Here is a 21,084-nt window from a genome sequence, read left to right on the forward strand (position 1 = left end):
CACCGTTTTGGTATTCTATGTGTAGATTTTAGAAAGAAAGGAAGAAAGAAAGATGAAAACAAACAAAATAAAACACAAGGATATGAAATGCAAGTTTTTAGATTAAAAGCTTTTGTACTTATGTTGGTACTTTCTATAGCTTTGCAAGCGGGGACGCTTTTAAATACCTCTGCGGGGACGCTTTTAAATACCTCTATAGTAGCAGACGATTATAGTACAGGTGCAACTACAAAGTATAAATTTACATATACAACCCAAACAGCTTTTACATATATAAACGAGACAGCTCCATGGTATAAGAATTCTGTCCTCTTTGTAGATTTTCCTAGTCAATTTTCATTCAACTATACGCTAGGCGTTTCTGGTGATGATTATACTGTCCCTTGTGCTGATATTATAGACTCTATTACATTAAATGGTGTAGCTGTTACTTGTGTACGAGCTAGATCTTTTATTATGGGTAGTATACGAGTAGAATTAGCTGAGGATATTAGTGCCAACTCAACGTTAGAGGTAACACTGAAAAATGTAACTAACCCTACTACTGAAAGGATATATAATTTCGATCAAGTAGTAACTCAAAATCCATGGGGATGGGAAATTGATTTTTGGCAATCTCCTAAAGTTAAGATATCAAATTCAGTCAATACGGCACCTATTATCACTGAAGGTACAGATACTCAGCAACAGACAGGTGAAGATCTGAATGTAACATTTACTTTGAATGCAACAGATGCTGATAGTGATATTCTATCTTGGAGTATTTTATCTTTTCCATCAAATGGAGTAGCCACAGTAAGTTCGAATCCAGATGGTACATCTCAAGATATTACATATTCACCAAATCTAAATTACAATGGAACTGATAGCTTTGTAGTTAAAGTAGACGATGGACAATCAACAGATACAATCAATGTTGATGTTAACATTAGTGCTATAAATGATACCCCAACTATCACAAGTACACCAATTACAAGCGTAGTTGAAAATAGTATTTATAGTTATACACTTTTAGGAAGTGATGTCGATGGTGATGACTTAAACTGGAGTGTGAGAAGTAACACACAACTTCCTAGTTGGTTGGAACTTAATACTTATAGTTTGCAATCTTCTTATTTAGGATCAGGACTTACTGTCCCTTATGATATTGCTATTGATAATAGTGGAAAAGTATATATTACTGATTCTTTTGGAGATAAAACTATTGATATGTATGATAGTGGTTCTCAAAGCTCAATTATAACAGGATTAAATATGCCTTTAGGTGTAGCAGTTGATAGTAATGGTAATGTATATGTTAGCGACAGTATGGATGATGTTATTAAAAAATATGATGGAAATACTGTAGAAACTATAATTACAGGATTGTCAGGCCCAAATGGTCTATCTATAGATAAGGATGATAATCTATATATATGTGATACAGGAAATAATGTCATTAAAAAATATGATGGAAATACTGTAGAAACTATAATTACAGGACTAAACACACCAAGACATATAGCTGTAGATAATGATGGTAATTTATACATAACAAATCAAGGAGATGGTGAGATTATTAAATATGATGGTTCATCAACATCTGTAGTTTTCAGTGGTATTAATGCACCATGGGGTATTGCTGTTGATAAATATAATAATATTTATTTTACAGATCAAGATAATACGCTTAAAAAATATAATGGAGTTGAAACTACTATATTAAAGAGTGGATTATCTTCACCAAGAGGTATAGATTTAGATAATCAAGGAAATATATATGTTGCAGAAACTGGTAAAACAGGTTTTTTAAAGATTGAACTTCCTAAAACTATTTTATCAGGAACCCCAACAATTGCAGATATTGGAGTACATGATGTAAACCTAACACTCAGTGATGGCACAAACCTAACTGAACATAACTTCCAAATTACAGTAAAGAATATAAATCATGCGCCAACAGCGTCAAATATTAGCTTTACTATAGATGAAGATAGTAATCTAAACGTAAGCGATTCAAACTTCACATCTATCTTTAACGATGTTGATGCAAATTATGGCGACGTTCTAGACTCAATAGTAATAACAACTCTTCCTTCAAAAGGAACATTAAAACTAAACAGCAACAACGTAGCGCTAAATCAACAAATAGCTGTAGAAGACATAGTAAACTTAACGTTCACTCCAGCAGTAAATGAATTTGGAACTCCATATGATAGCTTTGGTTTTAAAGTAAATGATGGAAGAACTAGCTCTAACTCAGCCAATACAGCTACGATAAATGTAATTGCAGTTGATGATGCACCAACATTAGAAGCCATAGCAAATAAGACAAGTATTGAAGATGGTGATGATTTAAACATCACTCTAGCGGTGAATGATATAGAAGGTCATCCTATTACTTACATAGTTACCTCTTCAAACCCTTCAATCGCTACAGCAGTAGTAGATGCAAATGGTGACTTAATTGTTACATATATTTCAGATGCAAATGGTTTAGTAAACTTTGAAGTAAACGCAACTGCAAATGGAAAAACTGCGACCCAAAGCTTTGATGTTGCAATTTCGGCTGTAAATGACACGCCTGTCATTGCATCTATATCTGATATAACCAAAGATGAAGATTTCGATACATTTAATGTATCTATCGCTCCATCAGATATAGATAGTGATAACCTAAAACTATCTGTAGATATGAATGATAGTACAATCATATCTATACCAACTAACTCTACAGATTGGATAGCAAATGCAAACTACAGTGGCGGTCTTGCATTGTCAATTTCACCAATTGCAAATAAATTTGGAACAACAGAGTTAAATGTAACTGTAGAAGATCCAAGTGGTGAAAAATATAGTGAGACATTTAGCATTACAGTAACTCCAACAGATGATGCACCAGTGGCTTTTTCTATGGCAGCAACAGTCGGACCTAACTCTCAAAATACTTTTGATACATTTTCACCAAACTTTAGTGATGTTGATGGACACAATCCAATTATGTTAAAAATAGAAACTTTACCATCTGTAGGAACATTTGAAACTACAACAGATGGAGGCTCTACATGGACTCTTATAGATTCAGTTCCATTTGAAGTATCCATGATGGATCTTGCAAACTACAGATTCAACGCTGGAGATAATTCAGGACTGAATGCAAATGTTAATTGGTCTATTATGACAAGTATCGATAATACATACGCAAGCGGTCTTTATTCAAACACTGCAACAGGTGTTGTGACTATTATTGATCCTGCAAACAACATCGCTCCTGATGTAAATATAACTTCTAACGGAGTTGATATAAATAACTCCATAGTAACTATAAACGAAGATTCAAAAACAGAACCAATCTATATCATATTCAGTGATGACTACACTCCTACTGCTTTCTTAGTAGGTGTAATTGATTCTAATGATTCAACGAAAGTATCATTAATGGATGGAGACTTTAATATCACTAGAATTAGTGATAACAATGTATCTGTTATCATCACCCCAAAAGCAAATGTATATGGAGATATAAACATAACTCTAGGCGCATTTGATGGAGATAAAAATGGCACGAGGTCATTTACACTTCATATTAATACTCTCAATGATGTTCCAACAGCTCTTAACTTTGAAAAAGTGATTAATGAAGATAATAACTACAGTTTCGCAACATTAGATCCTACAACTGTATATAGTGATACGAATGATTCATCTCAAGATGCAAATGAGTTGTATCCTAATATCTTTACTATTGTAACTCTACCTTCTCATGGTATGTTACATCTAGGAGATAATATAGCTCTAGGTGCAGATACAAATGTAAGCATTACAGAGTTACCAACTCTTGTATATACTCCAAGTGAAAATAACAACACAGATGTAAGCTTCACATATAAAGCATATGATGGTGAAGCATGGACAGAAGTGAAGAGTGCAACTATACATGTGACTCCGGTGGATGATGCACCTATACTAAGTACTATTCAAAGCCAACTTTTAGATGAAGACTTCAATGTGGTAAGTCTGACACTTATATCAAGTGATGTTGAAGGAGATGCGATTAGTTACGTGGCAACTTCGAGTAATGGTGAAATAGCTACTGTAACTATCGTTAATGATAAAGTAGTAATAACACCTGTAGAAAATGCAAACGGAACAGTGCGAGTGGATGTAAACGCTACAGCAAATGGACAAACTACAACGCAAAGCTTTGATGTTGCAATTTCAGCTGTAAATGATGACCCTGCAATAGACACAGTCTTTGCAAATCTTTCACTCTTAGAAGATAGCGCTACAGCCAACTATGAACTTAATGTGTCAGATATAGACGGCGATGCACTAACTGTAACAATGACCTCAAGTGACTCTGGCATTCTTATGGTTTCACCAAACTGGACAAACCCTTTAGATCAAGCAGCATGGAGTCAAACACTTGACTACAACCTAACAACTGTAGCAGATGCTAATGGTGAAGTGACTATTACTGTAACTGTAAGAGATGAAAATGATGCAGCAGTATCTAAAACTTTTACAGTAGATGTAACTCCTGTAAATGATGCACCAGAGTTTGCTATAGCTGAGACTAAAATCGTTTATAAAAACTTTGTAGATGTAAATATAACTCTTCTTGGTACAGATGTAGAGGAAGATCCTCTTACATACACTGCAGTAATAGAAGATGATTCTCTTGCAAGCGTGTCATTTACTAATAATGTTCTTATCTTCGAAGCTATAGATGGAGCAGTAGGCTCTAGTGATATAAATATTACTCTAAGCGATGGAGATTTAAATGTATCAAATATACTTCACTTTACTGTCCTACCACTCGAAGATGGAGAGGATGTAGAGAAAGTTGGAGTTGTAGATTATGAGTCTGATGAAAATGGTACAACGACAACACTCAGCATTGACAATAATCTTACGATTTCTACTAAAGAAGACACAAACGGAACAGTAACCCACGAGATAACAGTGGCTGGAAAAGTTATAACAGCTACTTCAGATCTAAATGGTTCAGAAGTAGCCTTTACAGAGAGTGGAGTAAAAACAACATACTCAGATGTAAATCTATCTCTAGAAGTAAACGCAAGCGTAACAGGAGAAGCAAGCCATCTATTAACAGTTACTGGTAAAACAACAACAGCAACTTCAGAAAAAGTAGGCGCTTCAACTCGTATTGCTAAAGATGCAAATGGTTCTATAGAGATTGTAACTTCAGTAGATGTAAATGGAACTCAAGTATCCGTAAAAGCAAAAGCAGATGGAACAGCAGAGCATAGTGTTACAACTCCAAGCGGTAGATCTATCGCTACCTCAAAAGTAAAAGGCGCAGCTACAGTTATTAAAGCTACAGGTGAAGTACAAACAGAAGTTGGCGATAACACTCCAGATGCAGATGGCTATGTCATAAGAGCAGTAGTAGTGACTAACACAGATGGAACAACCCATACACAGTTTGAAAAAGTAAGTACTACAGATGAGAACGATAGAGAAATTGTCTCAAGAACACTCAAAGAGTCAACAGAATTCGATGCTGGAAACAGTGTTGAAATAGATGAAATTAATAGTGTTTTATATATTAAAACACAAGCAAACCTCACTACAGACTTAGTGATAGAGTAAGGAGAAAAAGATGAAAAACATAACAGCAATCATAACATTCGTTCTACTCACTATAGGCTTTAATGCTTGTAGTGGAGGAGGTGGTGATGCCTCGTTTGAAAATGGACAGACTATCATACCCGTTAGCATAGCATGTATAACAGCACCGGATGAAAACGATATAGCTACCTATGAGACACTTTTAAGTGGCGATGCTATCGTTAAAGATGATGTTAATACAACAGTAAGTATTTACCATGATGTAGATGGAAATAAAAAAATATGCCTTGTGAGCGGAGTCGCTCATATAGTAAGATAAAGGAGAATAGATATGTCTTATATGAAAGTAACACTTATAACTACACTCCTCTTAGGAAGTGTAGCTACAGCAGATAGTAATTACCTAAAAAATACATTCGTAGGAGTAAGCGCAGGATACTCTTACTTGAATGTTGACCAAAGAGATAATGTAGGAGTAATCATCCTAGGAAATGAGATACAAGAGAGTGGATATAACCTTACACTTCAAGCAGGATACCACCACTCTAAAAATGTAGATATCTCTCTTAACTACCAAAGAGTAGAACAAGATGATACCTATGAAAATAACTTCTACCTAGCTACAGAGTTTAAAGTAGGAGAGTACAATCAAGTCACACCCTTCATTGGTGCACAACTTGGATACTCACAACTTACATGGTCTAAAAACCCTGTAAACACTACAGATAATGATATACACTCAGACTCATACATGGGTGGTATTAACCTAGGTGCAAGATACCCACTTTCAAACAATATAGAACTTACTATGAAGTATGAACTCAACTTTATGAATCATACAACTATGATAGACCTACTCAATGCACAATCACAATTAACACATAACAGTGCTCACAATGTGAATGTTGGGTTTAGGTATCTATTTTAGGAGAGAATAGTGGCAGTTAATAGGCAGTTCAATCTGCCTATTCAGTATAAAAAGAAGAATCTACATCCCCAAATAAGGCTTCAAAACTTTAGGAATGGGACTGTAAATAATTCTGTGTCAATTTGGTAAAATTGAACACACAGAAGGAAATACAGATGAAAATAGAAATAGATGTTGCGGATTTTGCAGAGAAGATAAAATCAGGAAAAGGCTTATCTGGTAAAGATGGCGCTCTGACAGATTTAGTTAGACAGATTACAGAGATGACACTACAAGCAGAGCTAGAATCTCATCTAGCTCAAGACCTTCAAAAGAATCGTAAAAATGGTTATATGTCAAAAACCATGAGAACTGAGCATGGCGAGTTTGAACTAGAGACTCCAAGAGACCGCAATGGAAGTTTTGAGCCTCAAATTGTGAAAAAAAGCCAAACACATCTATCAGATGAAATAGAAAAAAAGATGCTTTCATTCTTTAGCTTAGGAAGCAGCTACTCGCAGATTACCGAACACATAGAAGATATCTATGGTGTACACTTCTCTAAGCCAGCTATTACCACCGTTACTGATAAACTAATACCAATGCTTGAAGAGTGGAAAATAAAACCGCTTGACGCGATATATCCATTCATATACCTGGACGCTATTCACTATAAAGTGAGAGAAGATGGTCATTACATTTCTAAAGCTTTTTATACCGTACTCGGGGTAAATCTCGAAGGCAAAAAAGAGATATTAGGATTATATCTCAATGAAAGTGAAGGCGCTAAATTTTGGCTACAGGTTCTTACTGACTTACAGAACCGTGGAGTACAGGATATTCTCATTGCTTCCATAGATGGGCTAAAGGGGTTTCCTGAAGCTATTAATGCTGTATTTCCAGATACAGAAATTCAACTCTGTATAGTCCATCAAATACGCAACAGCGTTAAATACATTGCATCTAAAGATCAGAAAATATTCGTAGGCGAGCTTAAAAGCGTTTATCAAGCTTTCACAAAAGAAGAAGCTGAACTGGCACTAGATAAACTTGAGTCAAAATTGGGTAAAAAATACCCTATAGTATTTGAATCATGGAGAAATAAATGGGATAATTTATCCAACTATTTTAAGTATCCAGAGCCTATTAGACGCATTATCTATACTACTAATATTATTGAATCCGTACATCGACAATTCAGGACATTGACAAAGACAAAAGGCGCTTTTCCTAACGATAATAGCCTATTGAAATTATTGTTTGCTGGGATAAGAAATGCTGAGAAAAAATGGACTATGCCGATACATAACTGGAGTCTCACAATCTCTCAACTCAACATATTTTTCAAGGAGAGATTAAAAGACGCTTTAGGATTATGATACAATTTTAAGAGAAATTAGGTGTTGACACAGAATTTATTACACTCCCTTAGGAATAGTAATACTTCCATCTTCTTGTTGATTGTTTTCCATGATAGCTACTAAAGTTCTACGAACAGCAAGAGAACTACCGTTAAGTGTATTTACAAAGCTATTTTTCTTTCCATCTTTGAAACGGATTTTCGCACGTCTTGCTTGGAACTCTCTTGTGTTGCTGATTGAAGGGATTTCACGGTAAGTTGCTTGCACCGGTAACCACACTTCTTGGTCAATTAAATGATGAAGCTAAAACTAAAATAAGCACTACAAACTGCACTAATTCCTGTAAAAAGAAATGGTAAAAATCAAGTTCTTAATCTTTTACATCGATAAATTGTTCAAAAACTGTAATATTTGGAACTTTCTCTAAATGAAGGAGCAGAAGCTGAACTGTGATATAATTTTAATGACTATCGGTTACTGACACAAAACTCTGAACGGTCTCCGATAATATTAAATTTTTTAGGAAGTTTTATGTTCTTTTCTTGATGTGTAAGCTTGTCTAGGATCGTTTGGTGTTTGTGGGAATGCTCTTAGTAACTCCTCTTGTTCTACCATTGGATTTAAAATATCTTTTCGTATATAGTCTTCACTTCTATCTAGCAACTCGGCTAAAATTGCTAATGTTAAAAATTTATCTTCACATAGCATTTTAACAATTTTTTTAAATTCATTTTTTGGAAACCTTTTGCTATCTATTATTGGTTTTGTTATTTCTTTTAAGCTATTTTGTAATGACTCATCCATACTAGCTACACTATCAAAAATAGGAAATTCAAGTCCTTTAACTACATAACCCCCAGAGCTTACCCCCATACCCCCAGAGCTTACCCCCAGACCTTCAGTTACAATTTTATTGCCATCTTCTGTTATAAGTTTATCACCATTCTCTGTTACTAGGTAGCTTCCAAAAACATCATCTGGAGTAACTAGAACTTGATTAGGAAGATAATAAACCATGCCTTGACCATAACCACTTGAAAGCAACATATCATCTCGCACAAGTTTATGCAGTGTTTGAGAAAGATCTGAATTATGTTCATTACAAATCTCTTTTAGTCTAGCGTGAGTTACAGTTTGTTCACTAAAAGCAGTGGATAGTATCAACCTTTGTGTGTTATCTAATGTGTCAAACTCTGGACCAAATAAAATTTTCATTTCATTTATAACATCAGAAGATATAAGATCAGCCATTCTTAACTCAAATAACGTTTGGTCATATGGTTCTAGCTTTTCATGCAGATATGGTGGTCGCCAATGATTTTCTCCCCACCACATAAATATATTTGGAATACCTGAACCAGCACGCTCACCAAGACCTATAAAATGAAACATCTGATGTAGTTTTTCATTACGACAATCATGCTCATAACCACTAATTGCTTGTTCAATAGAAATACGCATTAACCCAGGATTCCTGAATCCAAACATATCAGGCCGTTTCACAACCAAAATAGAAGCTTTCCCACTATAATCAGCATGTACTATTGTGTTGACCAAAGCTTCACGAAGTGCATCATGTACTGCGGTTTGATCCTGTCTTTGGTCACCTTGAAGTTTAAAAGGCACTTTTAGGTCTGCTGTTAGTTTGCGAATAACACGCGTATAAAAATCAAATAAGTTTCCGGACCAGGTACCATCTAAACTTATACGGTCAATCCAACGAGCCTTTGCTCTAGCTTCAGCTCTTTCTTGATAGTCAAGCATGTAGTTTGGAAACTCTTCTTGTATACTCATCAGCTTTCCAAACATTAACAAACCAGCTATAGTTAAGCTTTCTAAACCACTTTTCCTATCTCTCTTCCATCCGCCAATACTGCGAAGGAACTCAACATCATCGTAACGATTTCTTTCATTGCTTGAGTCACGATTACTATACATTTGTCGATAAGCTCGCAAACTTTCTTGGTCTATATCTGCCATGTCATAATTTTCAAGCATTTTATCATCACGACTATCTTCTAACTGTTCAGACAACATTCGTCTTACAGTTTCTTTAGAACATTTAATATCTGAACTATGTAGTCGTTGATATGTGCCATCCATTGGGTTCGTTGTTCTATGTACAGGCTTGTCATGTCTAGAGGCCCTTGGTATATAGATTTGAATAATACTCTTGTCATCTATAGAAATAATTTGCACAAATTCTTTTTTTAGTAAGTTACAACTAACCGTCTGTGTATTTTCAACTGATGTCCATAGTTCATCTAGAACCTTTTGAACATCTTGAACGCCTGCAATTTCAAAGGTATGGTTTTTATTCTCTTTCACGCCGAGTAATATAGTACCACCATTAGTATTAGCAAATGCACTATATGTTTCCCAGAATGTTTTTCCAGGTAAGCCACCCGTCCCATTTCGACCGATTGCTAGTTTACATTCAAGCTCGATACTTTCACTTAAGCTTAATATATCTTCAGCAGTTTTTATCATTTATGATTCCTTTGATATACTATTAAGCAGTTCTAATGGCACAGGTGACATGCTCTTGGGTCTAGGTATAGTTTTATTTTATTTTATTTTATAGATTATATCTAAAAATATAGTTATAGATATAAGGCTTGCGTATACTTAATATTTAGTTCATTAAGAAGTTGTTTATATTGATAAGGCTTTAGTTGCTTCATGTCTAGTATTGGGTATTAAATGACTATATCTAAGAGTCATAGTTAAATCTTTATGCCCAAGTTGATCTTTAATCTGTAAAATATCTAATCCGTTTTGAGCAAGCCAACTTGCGTGTGTATGTCTTAGACTATGAGCGGTAATTTTATACTTCATGTCTTTTTTCTTATTTCCAGGTATTATAGATTCGATGGCAGTCATGAAGTATTCCGGCATTTTCAGTACAATGCCACCTCTGCTGTTGGAGATTACTCTATTTGAATTTTTATCTTTATTATTTTGTAAATATTTTATTGTCTCTAAGAGTAAATCATTCATATATATATGCCTTTCACTACCTTTTTTTGTTTTTACAATATAAATTGAGTTTGTTTTAAAATTTATATTGTTCCAAGTTAATCCTGTTTTTTCATTAGTCTTATTCTTTTGTGAGGCAGCGCCAGTAACTTCACTAAATCTAGCACCAGTGAAAAGTAACAATACTGTTAAGTGATAAGTTAGAAGATGAGTAGATTTTAATATATCTAGTAGGTTTTTAGCCTCTTCTTTCGTTAAAAATGCTTGTCGATTATTATCTATATTTGGCATTTTGACTTTACCATTTGCTAGTGGATTATTGAAATTTTTCACTATATCATGCTTTATGGCGTGATTTATAATTGTTTTTACTAAAGTAAGTTGATGTTTAACCGTTTGTGCTTCATATCCTTCTGCAAATAATTTTTGCTTAAAATCTTCAAAATCTAAGGATTTTAAACTTTTTACGGGTTTGCTTCCGAAAAGTGGTTTTATATGTTTATTATAGTTTTGCTTATCAGTTATCCATGACTTTTTATTGGCTTTAGAATACTTAAAATATTCATCCCAGATGGTATCTAATTTAATTTTTGTAGTTCTAGAGCCTTTTATAGTTGGTTCTTGGTCGTGTTGCAGTTTATATTTAACTTCTATAAGCTTGCTATAGGCATCTCTAGCAGTAAAACTATTTGATATTGTAGATTTACCAACTAAAACTTTAACGGGCTTATTATGCTCGTCTCTATAGTTTATATAGTATGATTTATCACCATTTTTAAGCTCGTTAATCCATACGCCTTCATATTTGCCACCAACAGGTTTTAATGCCATAAGAAACTCCATTCTTCAAGTTTTTTTCTTTAGTATATAATTCTCTAAGATTGAAAAATATTTCCTAGTTTATATAGAATTCGTTTTGTTAAGATAGCTAAAAACATTCGATTTTTCTTGTCCAAAAGTTATCTTCTATTAATCTGATAATAAAATATCGTTGATATGAAATTGTATCAAAAAAAGTAGTTTTTTACTACAGTTTTTACTACAGTATTTGAAAAAATATAGATTAAAATGTAAAAGAATGAAAAAACAAGCATGTCTTTAAAATACGATGTGCTGGGCTTTTGTTGAGATTTGAAAAGATTTAATAAAGAATGAAAAAGTGTAAAGATTAGACTTAGGATCTGGTGCCGCAAGGCGTGGAGGTTCAAGTCCTCTCATCCGCACCATCAAATTAACAAACCCCTAAAATACTTACTTTCAGAGACTATCAAATTACCTTGGTGCCATATGAGTGCCATTCAGTGCCTTATATTTTATTAAAAACATTTCCAAAATCACTTAAATCTCTTGGTATATATTTAGAATAAACTTCCAGTGTCATTCTTGGAGAGCTATGCCCTGCAACTTTTGAGACTAAATTTATGTCTTCACCAGCACTTATCATAGTAGAACAAAATGTGTGTCTTGTTTGGTGTATTTTTCTGTACTGAACTTTTGCCCTTTCTAAATCCTTTTTCCAGTTACCTTCTCTAATCTTTGAGATATCCCAATATGGGTTGTTTAGAGTGTTTAAAAATACATACTCACTTTGTTCCCCAGTGATTTCAAATTGACTTTTTATAAAGGGCAAGAAGCTTTCAATAATTGGTACAGTTCTAAATGAATCCCATTTAGGTGATCCAGTTACTCCTCTTCCAATTTGAGAAGATATTTTTATCTCTCTCTTGTCAAAATCCACCAAATTCCATTTTAACCCAATGGCTTCTCCACCTCTTAAACCTGTGGTGAAAAGTAGCATATAGAAATTTTTCATTTGTGTAGTTTCAGTACTTGCAATTAATGTTTTAATCTCATTTATTGTAAAAGGAAGTAGGTCATCCTCAGAAGTTTTTTTCATACCTCTTGCAGATAGCAAAGAGGCTAATCTAATTGGATTTTTCTCAATAATTTCTTCTCTTATAGCATCTTCAAACATAGTACTAAGTATTCCTCTTACACCTTTTATAGTTCTAATAGCATACCCATCTTTTAGCATTTTATTCTGCCATAAAGTAATGTCAGTACCTTTAATTGAATCCAGCATTTTTTTGCCAAAGACAGGTTTGAGGTGCTTGTTGTACTTGCTCCTATAATCTTCAATAGTTGGTGCTTTTCTGTTTGAACTTTGCAATTCAAAAGATTTATCCATATACTCACTAACAGTTATCATTTTATTTTTAAAGAACTCACCAGTTGAAACTGCAAGTTGGATAGTTGGAATCATATGATTTAGTGCTATCTTCTTATTAGCTGGTGTATTGCCAAGATTTAAAGGCTTTCTGTGTCTTTCTCCATTGTGAGTGAAGTCAATCCATAGAGATTCTTTAACACCTTGTTTATTTTTTGTTTTTTTTACATATAGTCTCATGTGTTTTCCTTTTTATTTGAAACCACTTTCAACCATAAATACAGATAAGAACTATAGCCTAGAGTGGATGAATTTTTAATTATTTAGGCTACAAATTGATCTGTAATATGTTTTATAGTTGCATTGATATTGCTATTTGCACAGACATCTATCATATCTATACCAATAACCCATTTATCAAGTACTGACTTGTCAAACATTCTTTTAGAAGCTCTTTGGTGGTAATGAGTACCTGCAAGAAATTCATTACTTTTTACTTTTGAATCAATAGCATCTTTGGAATATCCAAGGTATTCAGCAGTCTCTTTTGTTGAGAGCCACCTTTTTTCTACTTGATTATTTTTAGTGTCTAATAACTGTTTAAGTAGTTCTAGTATTTTTGGAATTTGCTCCAATGCATCAAAATTTACATTCATCTGTTAGCCTTTATAAGTAAAGATAAATGTATTATATTTTCAACTTAGGTGCTAATATGCACCTAGTGTGATATACTGTTGTTATCAACTTAAAGGGAAAAATAATGACTAAGGCAGAAGAGAAGAAAAAAGCAAAAGAACTAAAAGAAGATAAAGAGAATTTATTAATCAGGCTTGAAGAGATTAACCCCTTTAACAGGGATAATGATTTATATAATATTGCAGATCAGCTAAATATATTGACTATCAAAGATGTTCAAAGTGAATATGAAAAGATTGATCAAAAATCTGTTAAAACTTGTAGAAAATATATTGGTAAAGATTATGAGATAGGTAAAGTTATGTACAAGATATTTGATAAGTTTATTGATGATTCAAATGTAATGTCAAGAATAGATATATTAAAATATATTAAAGAGGATTTAGGTTACTCAGCATCATCTGATGATTCAATAAATTACTTATTAAATGGAAGCTTAGGTACATTGAAATGTCTTCATTTAATAAAAAATAACACAAAATCTATGAAAAGTTCTTTTGAAAAAGACAACATACTATACAATAAAACATACACCTACTATACTATGGAAATTAATAAATGGTTTGCAGAACAAAAATATTATATATATAATAAATCTTTATTAAAAATATTAGCACCAATATTAATCCAATATTCTAGGTCTTCAATATCAACACCAGTTCCTAAATTTTTTGATAAAATTGATTCTGTTTTAGAGTATGTCTTACAACCTTTTGAAAATCACAATGAGAACTTTGAGCTTGAAAAATACTTTCTTGATAATATAAACAATGAAGTTAGTACTAGGATGGTAGATAATTCAGGTAGTAAAGATAGCTTAACTTTGACTATGGATAAAATTGAAATATTTACCAAGATAATTACTATTACACCAATCAGAATACTTTTTGGTGAGGATGAAAAGTATTTAGAGTACAGTGATAAAAATGATGAGACATATACAGTTACTTTATCAGACATAGTTAGAATTCAAATATATGACACTAATATTATTGATAATATAAAAGAAGAGATAACCCAAGATTTCAGCTGTGTAAATTCCTATATTACAGATAAAGATAAAAAAGGTAATGACTATTATTATATATGTAATCCAAAGTATTTAGAGGCTTTTAAAGATAAGGTGTCTATTGAAGACAAGCTATATACAATTATTTTAGAACTACCACTAACTGCATTAGAGTTTTTCAAAATCCAGCCTCTTGATCATATGAAAATATATGCAAAAGCAGATGAAATTGTAGAGTTTGAAACTATTATTAAGACAGAGGAGCTTAAATCAATTATTCCAAGAGAGTTTAAAATTAAAGACTCATATTTTTATGTCATAGCAAATGACACTCTTAATAATGCAACTGCAATTGTTTTAGACACACTCAGTGATATTAGAATTGTTGCACCAAAGAACTTGCATCAAAAAGTAATTAGCATTTTCAATAAATATAGTAGTAATAGTAGGTTGTAGAAAAGTAAGTAAGTGCTGGATACCAAGCTAAAATCTTGATATATTTATCATAAAGCCAAGGTCTTTATTCCTATTCAATTTGTGTTAGTCATTCCCATTCCCCTTTTACCTACTCAGTAGCTCTCATTGAGAGAGCTTTTATTAATTATAGAAGTTTCTTTAAAACTAAAACCCTTTTGAGACAATAGAATTCTACTGCACTGCATTACTTACATAAAAATCAAACAAGTTTATATTTTTCTCCAAGCATAGTGCAATTTATTGTCTTTGTTCAAAAGGGCATTTAGCCCAAAAGAATATTAGGAAGAGTTAGAGACAAGGGCAAAGAGAGTTTCACTCCTTAGAGTGCCAAACATTTTTAAAAATATTTGATAAAAGGATTTTATTATGAGAGTTTACATTACTGACCTAGAAGCTTACAATTGTGGACATTTAGTGGGAAATTGGTACACATTGCCAATGAATGAAGATTTACTTGCTGAGGCTATTGAAAATGAGTTACAGAGGGGTAAAGAGATTTGTAATTCAGATCATTACCATGAAGAATTTTTTATTACAGATTATGAGTGTGATTATTTGGTAATTAGTGAATATTCATCACTAACTAATTTAAATGAAATTGCTGAAAAAATGGAAGCATTAGATGAGCAACAACAAACAGCAGTTAAAATAATGCTTGAAAACAATCTTGCCAATGATATAGATAGTGCAATTGAGAATATTGATAATCTAATTTGTACAGGAGAAGTAAAAATATCTGATGTGGCTTATAATTATGTAAATGATTGTGGTTTATTAGAGACTATGCCTGAGAATTTACAATCATATTTTGATTATGATAAATTAGGTAGAGATATGGAAATTGAAGGTTCATACTTTGAAGATAGTGATGGTGTCTTATGGGAATATGTGGCATAGTTGCCACATAAGGATTATTTTATCTACTTTTATAGATATTTAAAACTTTCAAATTTATACAAAATATATTTATATTTTCTGTATGAATTTTAATGCAATAATTACAATTTATATGATAAATTCTTCTGATTTATTGTATAAATTTAATTTACTAAATTATAGTTCCAATTTTATATCAAAGTTTTATTGTTGAATGGTATCAAGTACCAAGTATATAGATTCATTTTAAGTGAATATTGTTTACTTTTATTAACTCTAAAAATATGATAAATCAACTATTTGGGACATACTATCCCCCTAATGAAGACCTGATTTTACCCCATTGAGGAACTACTATCCCACTAATAAGTCCTAATATCCCCCTAGTTTTTTAGCTCTCCTAAGAGTACTCTAAGAGTTCCTTTAAGAACTCTCTTAATTAAATCTCTTTGATAGAGATTGTAATACAAGAGTATAGGGTTAGTAAGAAAAGAAGTCTACTTCCATAAACATTGACATGATGTTTTATTGGGACATGGGTTTATAAAGAAAGAATAGACATAGTGACAAGTTTATCTACTGAACTAAGTATTTTGGAATATTCCAACTTAAACATTCTTCTTTAATCACCCTAATTTCAACACTTTTAGAGTGGTTTTTATACCCTAAATGTAAATTACACATAAAATATGATATAAGGATTTCATAGCAAAAAATGCTATTGTATAATCAGCCTATTTTCTTCTTGTATTTTGTCTTACTGATACAAGAAATTGATAAACCAGATAAGCCATTGAAATTTTTAAAAATAGTTGATACATACTAAAACTATCAGACTTTACACTTAAAATACTATGTATAGACATAGCAATATCATTAAGTTTGTCATCACTGTAGATGAAACTAAACAAAGAGCAAATTACATTGTTTTCTATTCCCAATATACTAATAACTATAATCCAAAATAAAGCTAATATATAGCTCTGGGAATGATTAGAAGATATCCAATGAGCTTTAAATAAAATCCATTCAGGTAAGTTTTTTAATAGAGAGAGTTCTTTGCTTTTTTCTCTTAATTCTAATGCATGATATTTATTCGATTCTATAAGATTTTTTTGCTGTTCAAATGAGCTTTTTATCAATCTTGCTGTTTCTCTATTTGCCATATTTGCTTTCATACCTAAAAAATTAACTTCATCCTTAAATATAGTATCTCTAAGGTTCAAAGTATCACTAAATACACTATCTCTAAAAAGTGCTAATTTGTTAAAAGTTGTATATTTGAAGTCAATATCTTGTTGAAAAGTAGTTTCAATAAAAACAACTGAATCACCAAATAATGTTCCAGTAAAGTCAGCTTTTATAAAATTTGAATTCATAAAGTTGCTAAAACCATTTAGAGTTGAATTACTAATATCAAATAAATTTATATTTTTACAGTTTTTCATAATTAAGACATCTTCAAAAATAGACTCACTAATATCTAAATCTTTATTATTAAAATCACAGTCATAGAAACTTAATTGAGATTTTTGTGTTTTACCTAGTAGTAGAGTTTTTTCAAATTTACACTCATTAAAAGTGAGCGGGCTTTTTCTATAATATTTTTTAAAATTTGCTTCATCTAAAAAAGTACAACCTTTAAAAGTAATACTTAATTTATTGAATATTTGATTTACCTCTTGGCTTGGTTGTTCATTTTGATTTTCAAATACACCAAATGAGAAAAAGTTTGTACCCATATCAGGTTCATTACTTGCATAGTGGTTGTATTCATATTCTTTTTCAAATTTTGGAAATATAACATCTGTGTATTGGTATTCACTTGTAGTATCATAATAGTCAAGTAAATTATCTTGATATATATTATCTAATTGCTGTTGAATATATAGCCAAAAAGTATTTAACTTTTCAGTCCATTCTTTATCATGAGAATTTATGGAATACCAACCATTTTTATCAGTTTTTTCACAGTGTAAAATACATTTATTTTGCTCTATATCAAAATTATTTTCATCTAATTCATCTTTACATATTGAACAAGTGTATTTTTTAGACTCCATAAAATTAGCCTATTTTGTTCTTGTTCTAAGCAACAAAGAACTATACTCAGCTTGATTCATAACACCAATTAGTTCATCAAATTTATAAGCCAACTCACTTGAAGCCAAATCTTCATTAGCATACTCAAATCTACTCATATTAAGTGGCTCTTTTGTGTAGATAGCTACATATAAATCATAAGTATTTTCATCCTCTTTTACTAACCCTGCTTCAAAATAGTTTTCACTATCTTTTGAGGGGATTTGAATACTGTTTTTTATAGGTGCTGATGGTTGAAGTAGTGTGACAACACCATTTTCATAAACATTTAGAAGTGTAATATATCCATCTTGTTTAGAGTTAAATGTGAAGTAAAAACTATCTCCATCAGTTAAAACTGTTTTATTAGATTTAAACTCAAAATTATCATTTATGTTTGTTTCATATAATTCCTCAAATTCATCATCACTGAGTAAAAATAAATACTCTTTATATTTTAGATACCAAGCTTCATTTCTTCTATCAAGTTTAAAATTAAGTTTACAACCAAGTGAATCAGTTAGTTTTTTGACAAGAGGGGTTAGTAAAAGATAAGAGTTTAGTTCTTGTTTTGTACATTCAAAATTTCCAATAGTAGTTTTCACTCTATATGCCAAGTCAAGATTTTTATATTTTAGAGCTACATAAAACAAACCATCAATTTGCTCTTGCTTGATAGTTTTTACATTTTGCAGATTTAAGTTACTTGTAACTTTTAGTATAGCCTTACTGGTAGTTTTATCATCTGTTGAAGTAGAAGTGAAACTACTATCAACCTTACTAATCAAAGTTTGTGCTATATCTTCTTTTGCAGAGGCTTCTGCATCTTTAATTGTATTGCCATTACCATAACCTATTATTTCATATTTAACTGCTGATTGTAGCTCTCTGTTCTTATACCACTGTGGATAAACTTTTGGTTTTGGAGTTCCACAAGCTACAAACAATAAAGCCAGCAAGGCAAGAAAAGCTATCTTCAAAATTCCATAGCCTTATTTCCACTCATTGTAGGTTCTTGTAATTTCATATCACCCATCTTATATGATTCATCTTTAACTTTAATATAGACATCACTATAAATATCTTGGAGACTTGTTCTCCCTTTTAGCATTGATTCCATTAAAAAATAACTAAATAATCTATACTTTTTCTCTTCATACATATTTGAATATTGATTATCTTTACCTGCTGTTAATATAACCATTTTCTTTGTATCAAAAGTTACACTCTTAGGTTTTATTCTCGTTGCAGCCACACCCTTGATGACACTTACTCCATCTGTGGCACCACTAAAGCAACTATCTATAAAGGCTACCACTTTTGAAGCTTTACTATCTGCAAGTGTTTTATAAATATTTTGTAATTTAAAGAAGGGTGCTTCACTTATAAATTCAGGCTCAACATCTATTGGTAGGATATAAGGTTCATTTTTTTGTGAAACAACAGGGATCCCATGCCCACTATAATAGAAGTAGACAGTGTCTCCATGCTTTACTCTTCTAAGTAATTTTTTCATTTTCATTTGAATTCTACCCATTGAAGCATTTTTGCTTGTTAGTTCAAGTGTATTTGATTCTGATATTCCTAATGTTTTTTGGGCTACATCTGTAAACATTTGGGCAGTGTTTTGTGAGTAAACTATATTATCTGTGTATTCATAGTTTTCAGCACCAATTACAATTAAATATCTTTTATAGCTTACTTTTTTTTGTTGAAATTTTTTAACAAGAACTGCTATATTGTCACTAATTGTAGGTGCATCAAAAAGATAAGTTAATTGATAATTTTCTTGTGAAGCATCTTTTCCAAGACTGTTAGCTCTTTCTTGCCAATAAGTTGCTGTTTGTTTATTTGCTTTTACATTTATTCCATTTTTGTATATCCAAGCAAGATTTAGATTGGCTGCCACATTATCTTTTTCAGCAGCCTCTTTAAAAAGTTTAAGTGCTTTTTCAGTGTTTTTCTCTACACCATAACCATTTAAATATATCCAGGCTAAATTATTTTTAGGATCTGGAAAATCATTATTAGCCTCTATTATTTCTTCTAATAATTGTATAGCTTTTGAATAGTTTTTTTCTACACCCTGTCCTCTAAAGTACATAAGAGCTAAGTTGGATTTTCCATCAAGTGAAATACTGCTATCAACATCTTCAAATAGTTCTCTTGCTTTTTTATAATCTTTGATTGGTTTTTCTGTGTAATACATCCAGCCAAAGCTAGATTTTGCAAATCCATAACCATCTTTAGAAGCTTCTTCAAATAATTGTATAGCTTTTGAATAGTTTTTTGTTACACCTTGCCCTCTATAGTACATATTTGCAAGAAAAACCTTTGAATTAGTGTCACCAATATTGGAACATTCTTCAAATAATTGTATAGCTTTTGAATAGTTTTTTGTTACACCTTGCCCATCTCTATACATCAGGGCAAGATTATATTTTGAACCATAATTACCAGCATTTGAAGCTTCTTTAAATAATTTTATAGCTTTTGAATAGTCTTTTGTTACTCCTGAGCCATTCAGGTATATATTTCCAAGTTGATATTTTGAACCTATATGTCCACTGTCAGATGCTTCTTCAAAATATTGTTTTGCTTTTGTGTAGTCTTTTGTTACTCCCAAGCCATTCAGGTATATAGTTCCAAGTTGAAATTTTCCTTCTATACTTCCACCATTTGCTGCTTCTTCAAGATATTGTTTTGCTTTTGTATAGTTTTTTGTTACTCCTGAGCCATTGACATACATATACCCAAGTAGATATTTTGACCAAGCCTCATTACTACCACCTTTTGCAGCTTCTTCCAAATAATATTTTGCATCTTTATAGTTATTATTTTTTATATAATTATCAGCCTTCACTGCCATATCATAACTATAATCTGCCAGTAGTTGAACTGGTAATTGCAACAGTGTAAAAAGCAATAAGATTTTTATTTTTTGTTTCATAGTAAA

Annotated in this window: 13 protein-coding genes and 1 pseudogene; 6 read left to right on the forward strand and 8 right to left on the reverse strand. The window is 31.9% G+C overall.

Going from position 1 to position 21,084, the window contains the following annotated elements; translation table 11 throughout:
* Positions 1-87: 87 nt before the first annotated feature.
* The 4 genes from HUE88_RS00910 to HUE88_RS00925 all read left to right on the forward strand — a co-directional run bounded on the left by HUE88_RS00910 (position 88) and on the right by HUE88_RS00925 (position 7,860).
* Positions 88-5,595, forward strand: a complete 5,508-nt coding sequence (locus HUE88_RS00910) for a tandem-95 repeat protein (protein ID WP_194370184.1) — start codon at positions 88-90, stop codon at positions 5,593-5,595.
* 10 nt (positions 5,596-5,605) lie between these two features.
* Positions 5,606-5,893 carry a hypothetical protein gene (locus HUE88_RS00915; RefSeq protein ID WP_194370186.1) on the forward strand — a complete coding sequence of 96 codons (288 nt, stop codon included), beginning with the start codon at positions 5,606-5,608 and terminating at the stop codon, positions 5,891-5,893.
* 12 nt (positions 5,894-5,905) lie between these two features.
* Positions 5,906-6,502: an outer membrane protein gene (locus HUE88_RS00920; protein ID WP_194368084.1), complete on the forward strand. Its 597-nt coding sequence runs from the start codon at positions 5,906-5,908 to the stop codon at positions 6,500-6,502.
* 155 nt (positions 6,503-6,657) lie between these two features.
* Complete coding sequence (locus tag HUE88_RS00925; protein ID WP_194370189.1) at positions 6,658-7,860, forward strand: IS256 family transposase; 1,203 nt, start codon at positions 6,658-6,660, stop codon at positions 7,858-7,860.
* A 39-nt stretch (positions 7,861-7,899) separates the two neighbouring features.
* Here the strand turns inward: HUE88_RS00925 and HUE88_RS00930 are convergent.
* From HUE88_RS00930 to HUE88_RS00950, 5 genes and pseudogenes are all read right to left on the reverse strand, one after another.
* Positions 7,900-8,133, reverse strand: a pseudogene (locus tag HUE88_RS00930) (aminoacyl--tRNA ligase-related protein); the annotation flags it as partial.
* Positions 8,134-8,361: 228 nt separating this feature from the next.
* Positions 8,362-10,332, reverse strand: a complete 1,971-nt coding sequence (locus HUE88_RS00935; protein ID WP_194370191.1) for an RNA/DNA-binding domain-containing protein — start codon at positions 10,330-10,332, stop codon at positions 8,362-8,364.
* Between the two features lie 165 nt (positions 10,333-10,497).
* Positions 10,498-11,652 carry a tyrosine-type recombinase/integrase gene (locus tag HUE88_RS00940; RefSeq protein WP_194370193.1) on the reverse strand — a complete coding sequence of 385 codons (1,155 nt, stop codon included), beginning with the start codon at positions 11,650-11,652 and terminating at the stop codon, positions 10,498-10,500.
* Positions 11,653-12,127: 475 nt separating this feature from the next.
* Positions 12,128-13,228 (reverse strand): tyrosine-type recombinase/integrase, encoded by a 1,101-nt coding sequence (locus tag HUE88_RS00945; RefSeq protein ID WP_194370195.1) that lies wholly within the window; start codon positions 13,226-13,228, stop codon positions 12,128-12,130.
* A gap of 83 nt (positions 13,229-13,311) precedes the next feature.
* Complete coding sequence (locus HUE88_RS00950; RefSeq protein WP_194370197.1) at positions 13,312-13,644, reverse strand: helix-turn-helix transcriptional regulator; 333 nt, start codon at positions 13,642-13,644, stop codon at positions 13,312-13,314.
* Between the two features lie 104 nt (positions 13,645-13,748).
* Between HUE88_RS00950 and HUE88_RS00955 the strand changes: the two genes are divergently transcribed.
* Positions 13,749-15,149 (forward strand): hypothetical protein, encoded by a 1,401-nt coding sequence (locus HUE88_RS00955; protein ID WP_194370199.1) that lies wholly within the window; start codon positions 13,749-13,751, stop codon positions 15,147-15,149.
* A gap of 387 nt (positions 15,150-15,536) precedes the next feature.
* Positions 15,537-16,067 carry an antirestriction protein ArdA gene (locus HUE88_RS00960; RefSeq protein WP_194370201.1) on the forward strand — a complete coding sequence of 177 codons (531 nt, stop codon included), beginning with the start codon at positions 15,537-15,539 and terminating at the stop codon, positions 16,065-16,067.
* Positions 16,068-16,780: 713 nt separating this feature from the next.
* On the opposite strand, the gene HUE88_RS00965 is transcribed toward HUE88_RS00960, so the two are convergent.
* Genes HUE88_RS00965 through HUE88_RS00975 form a run of 3 tightly spaced genes read right to left on the reverse strand, consistent with a single transcriptional unit; the run spans position 16,781 to position 21,078 of the window.
* Positions 16,781-18,109 (reverse strand): pentapeptide repeat-containing protein, encoded by a 1,329-nt coding sequence (locus HUE88_RS00965; protein WP_194370203.1) that lies wholly within the window; start codon positions 18,107-18,109, stop codon positions 16,781-16,783.
* Positions 18,110-18,118: 9 nt separating this feature from the next.
* Positions 18,119-19,108: an LPP20 family lipoprotein gene (locus tag HUE88_RS00970; RefSeq protein ID WP_194370206.1), complete on the reverse strand. Its 990-nt coding sequence runs from the start codon at positions 19,106-19,108 to the stop codon at positions 18,119-18,121.
* Complete coding sequence (locus tag HUE88_RS00975; protein ID WP_194370208.1) at positions 19,105-21,078, reverse strand: caspase family protein; 1,974 nt, start codon at positions 21,076-21,078, stop codon at positions 19,105-19,107. The genes HUE88_RS00970 and HUE88_RS00975 overlap by 4 nt, the downstream gene beginning before the upstream one ends.
* Between the last annotated feature and the right edge of the window lie 6 nt (positions 21,079-21,084).

It is taken from the genome of Candidatus Sulfurimonas baltica, assembly GCF_015265455.1.
Taxonomy (GTDB): domain Bacteria; phylum Campylobacterota; class Campylobacteria; order Campylobacterales; family Sulfurimonadaceae; genus Sulfurimonas; species Sulfurimonas baltica.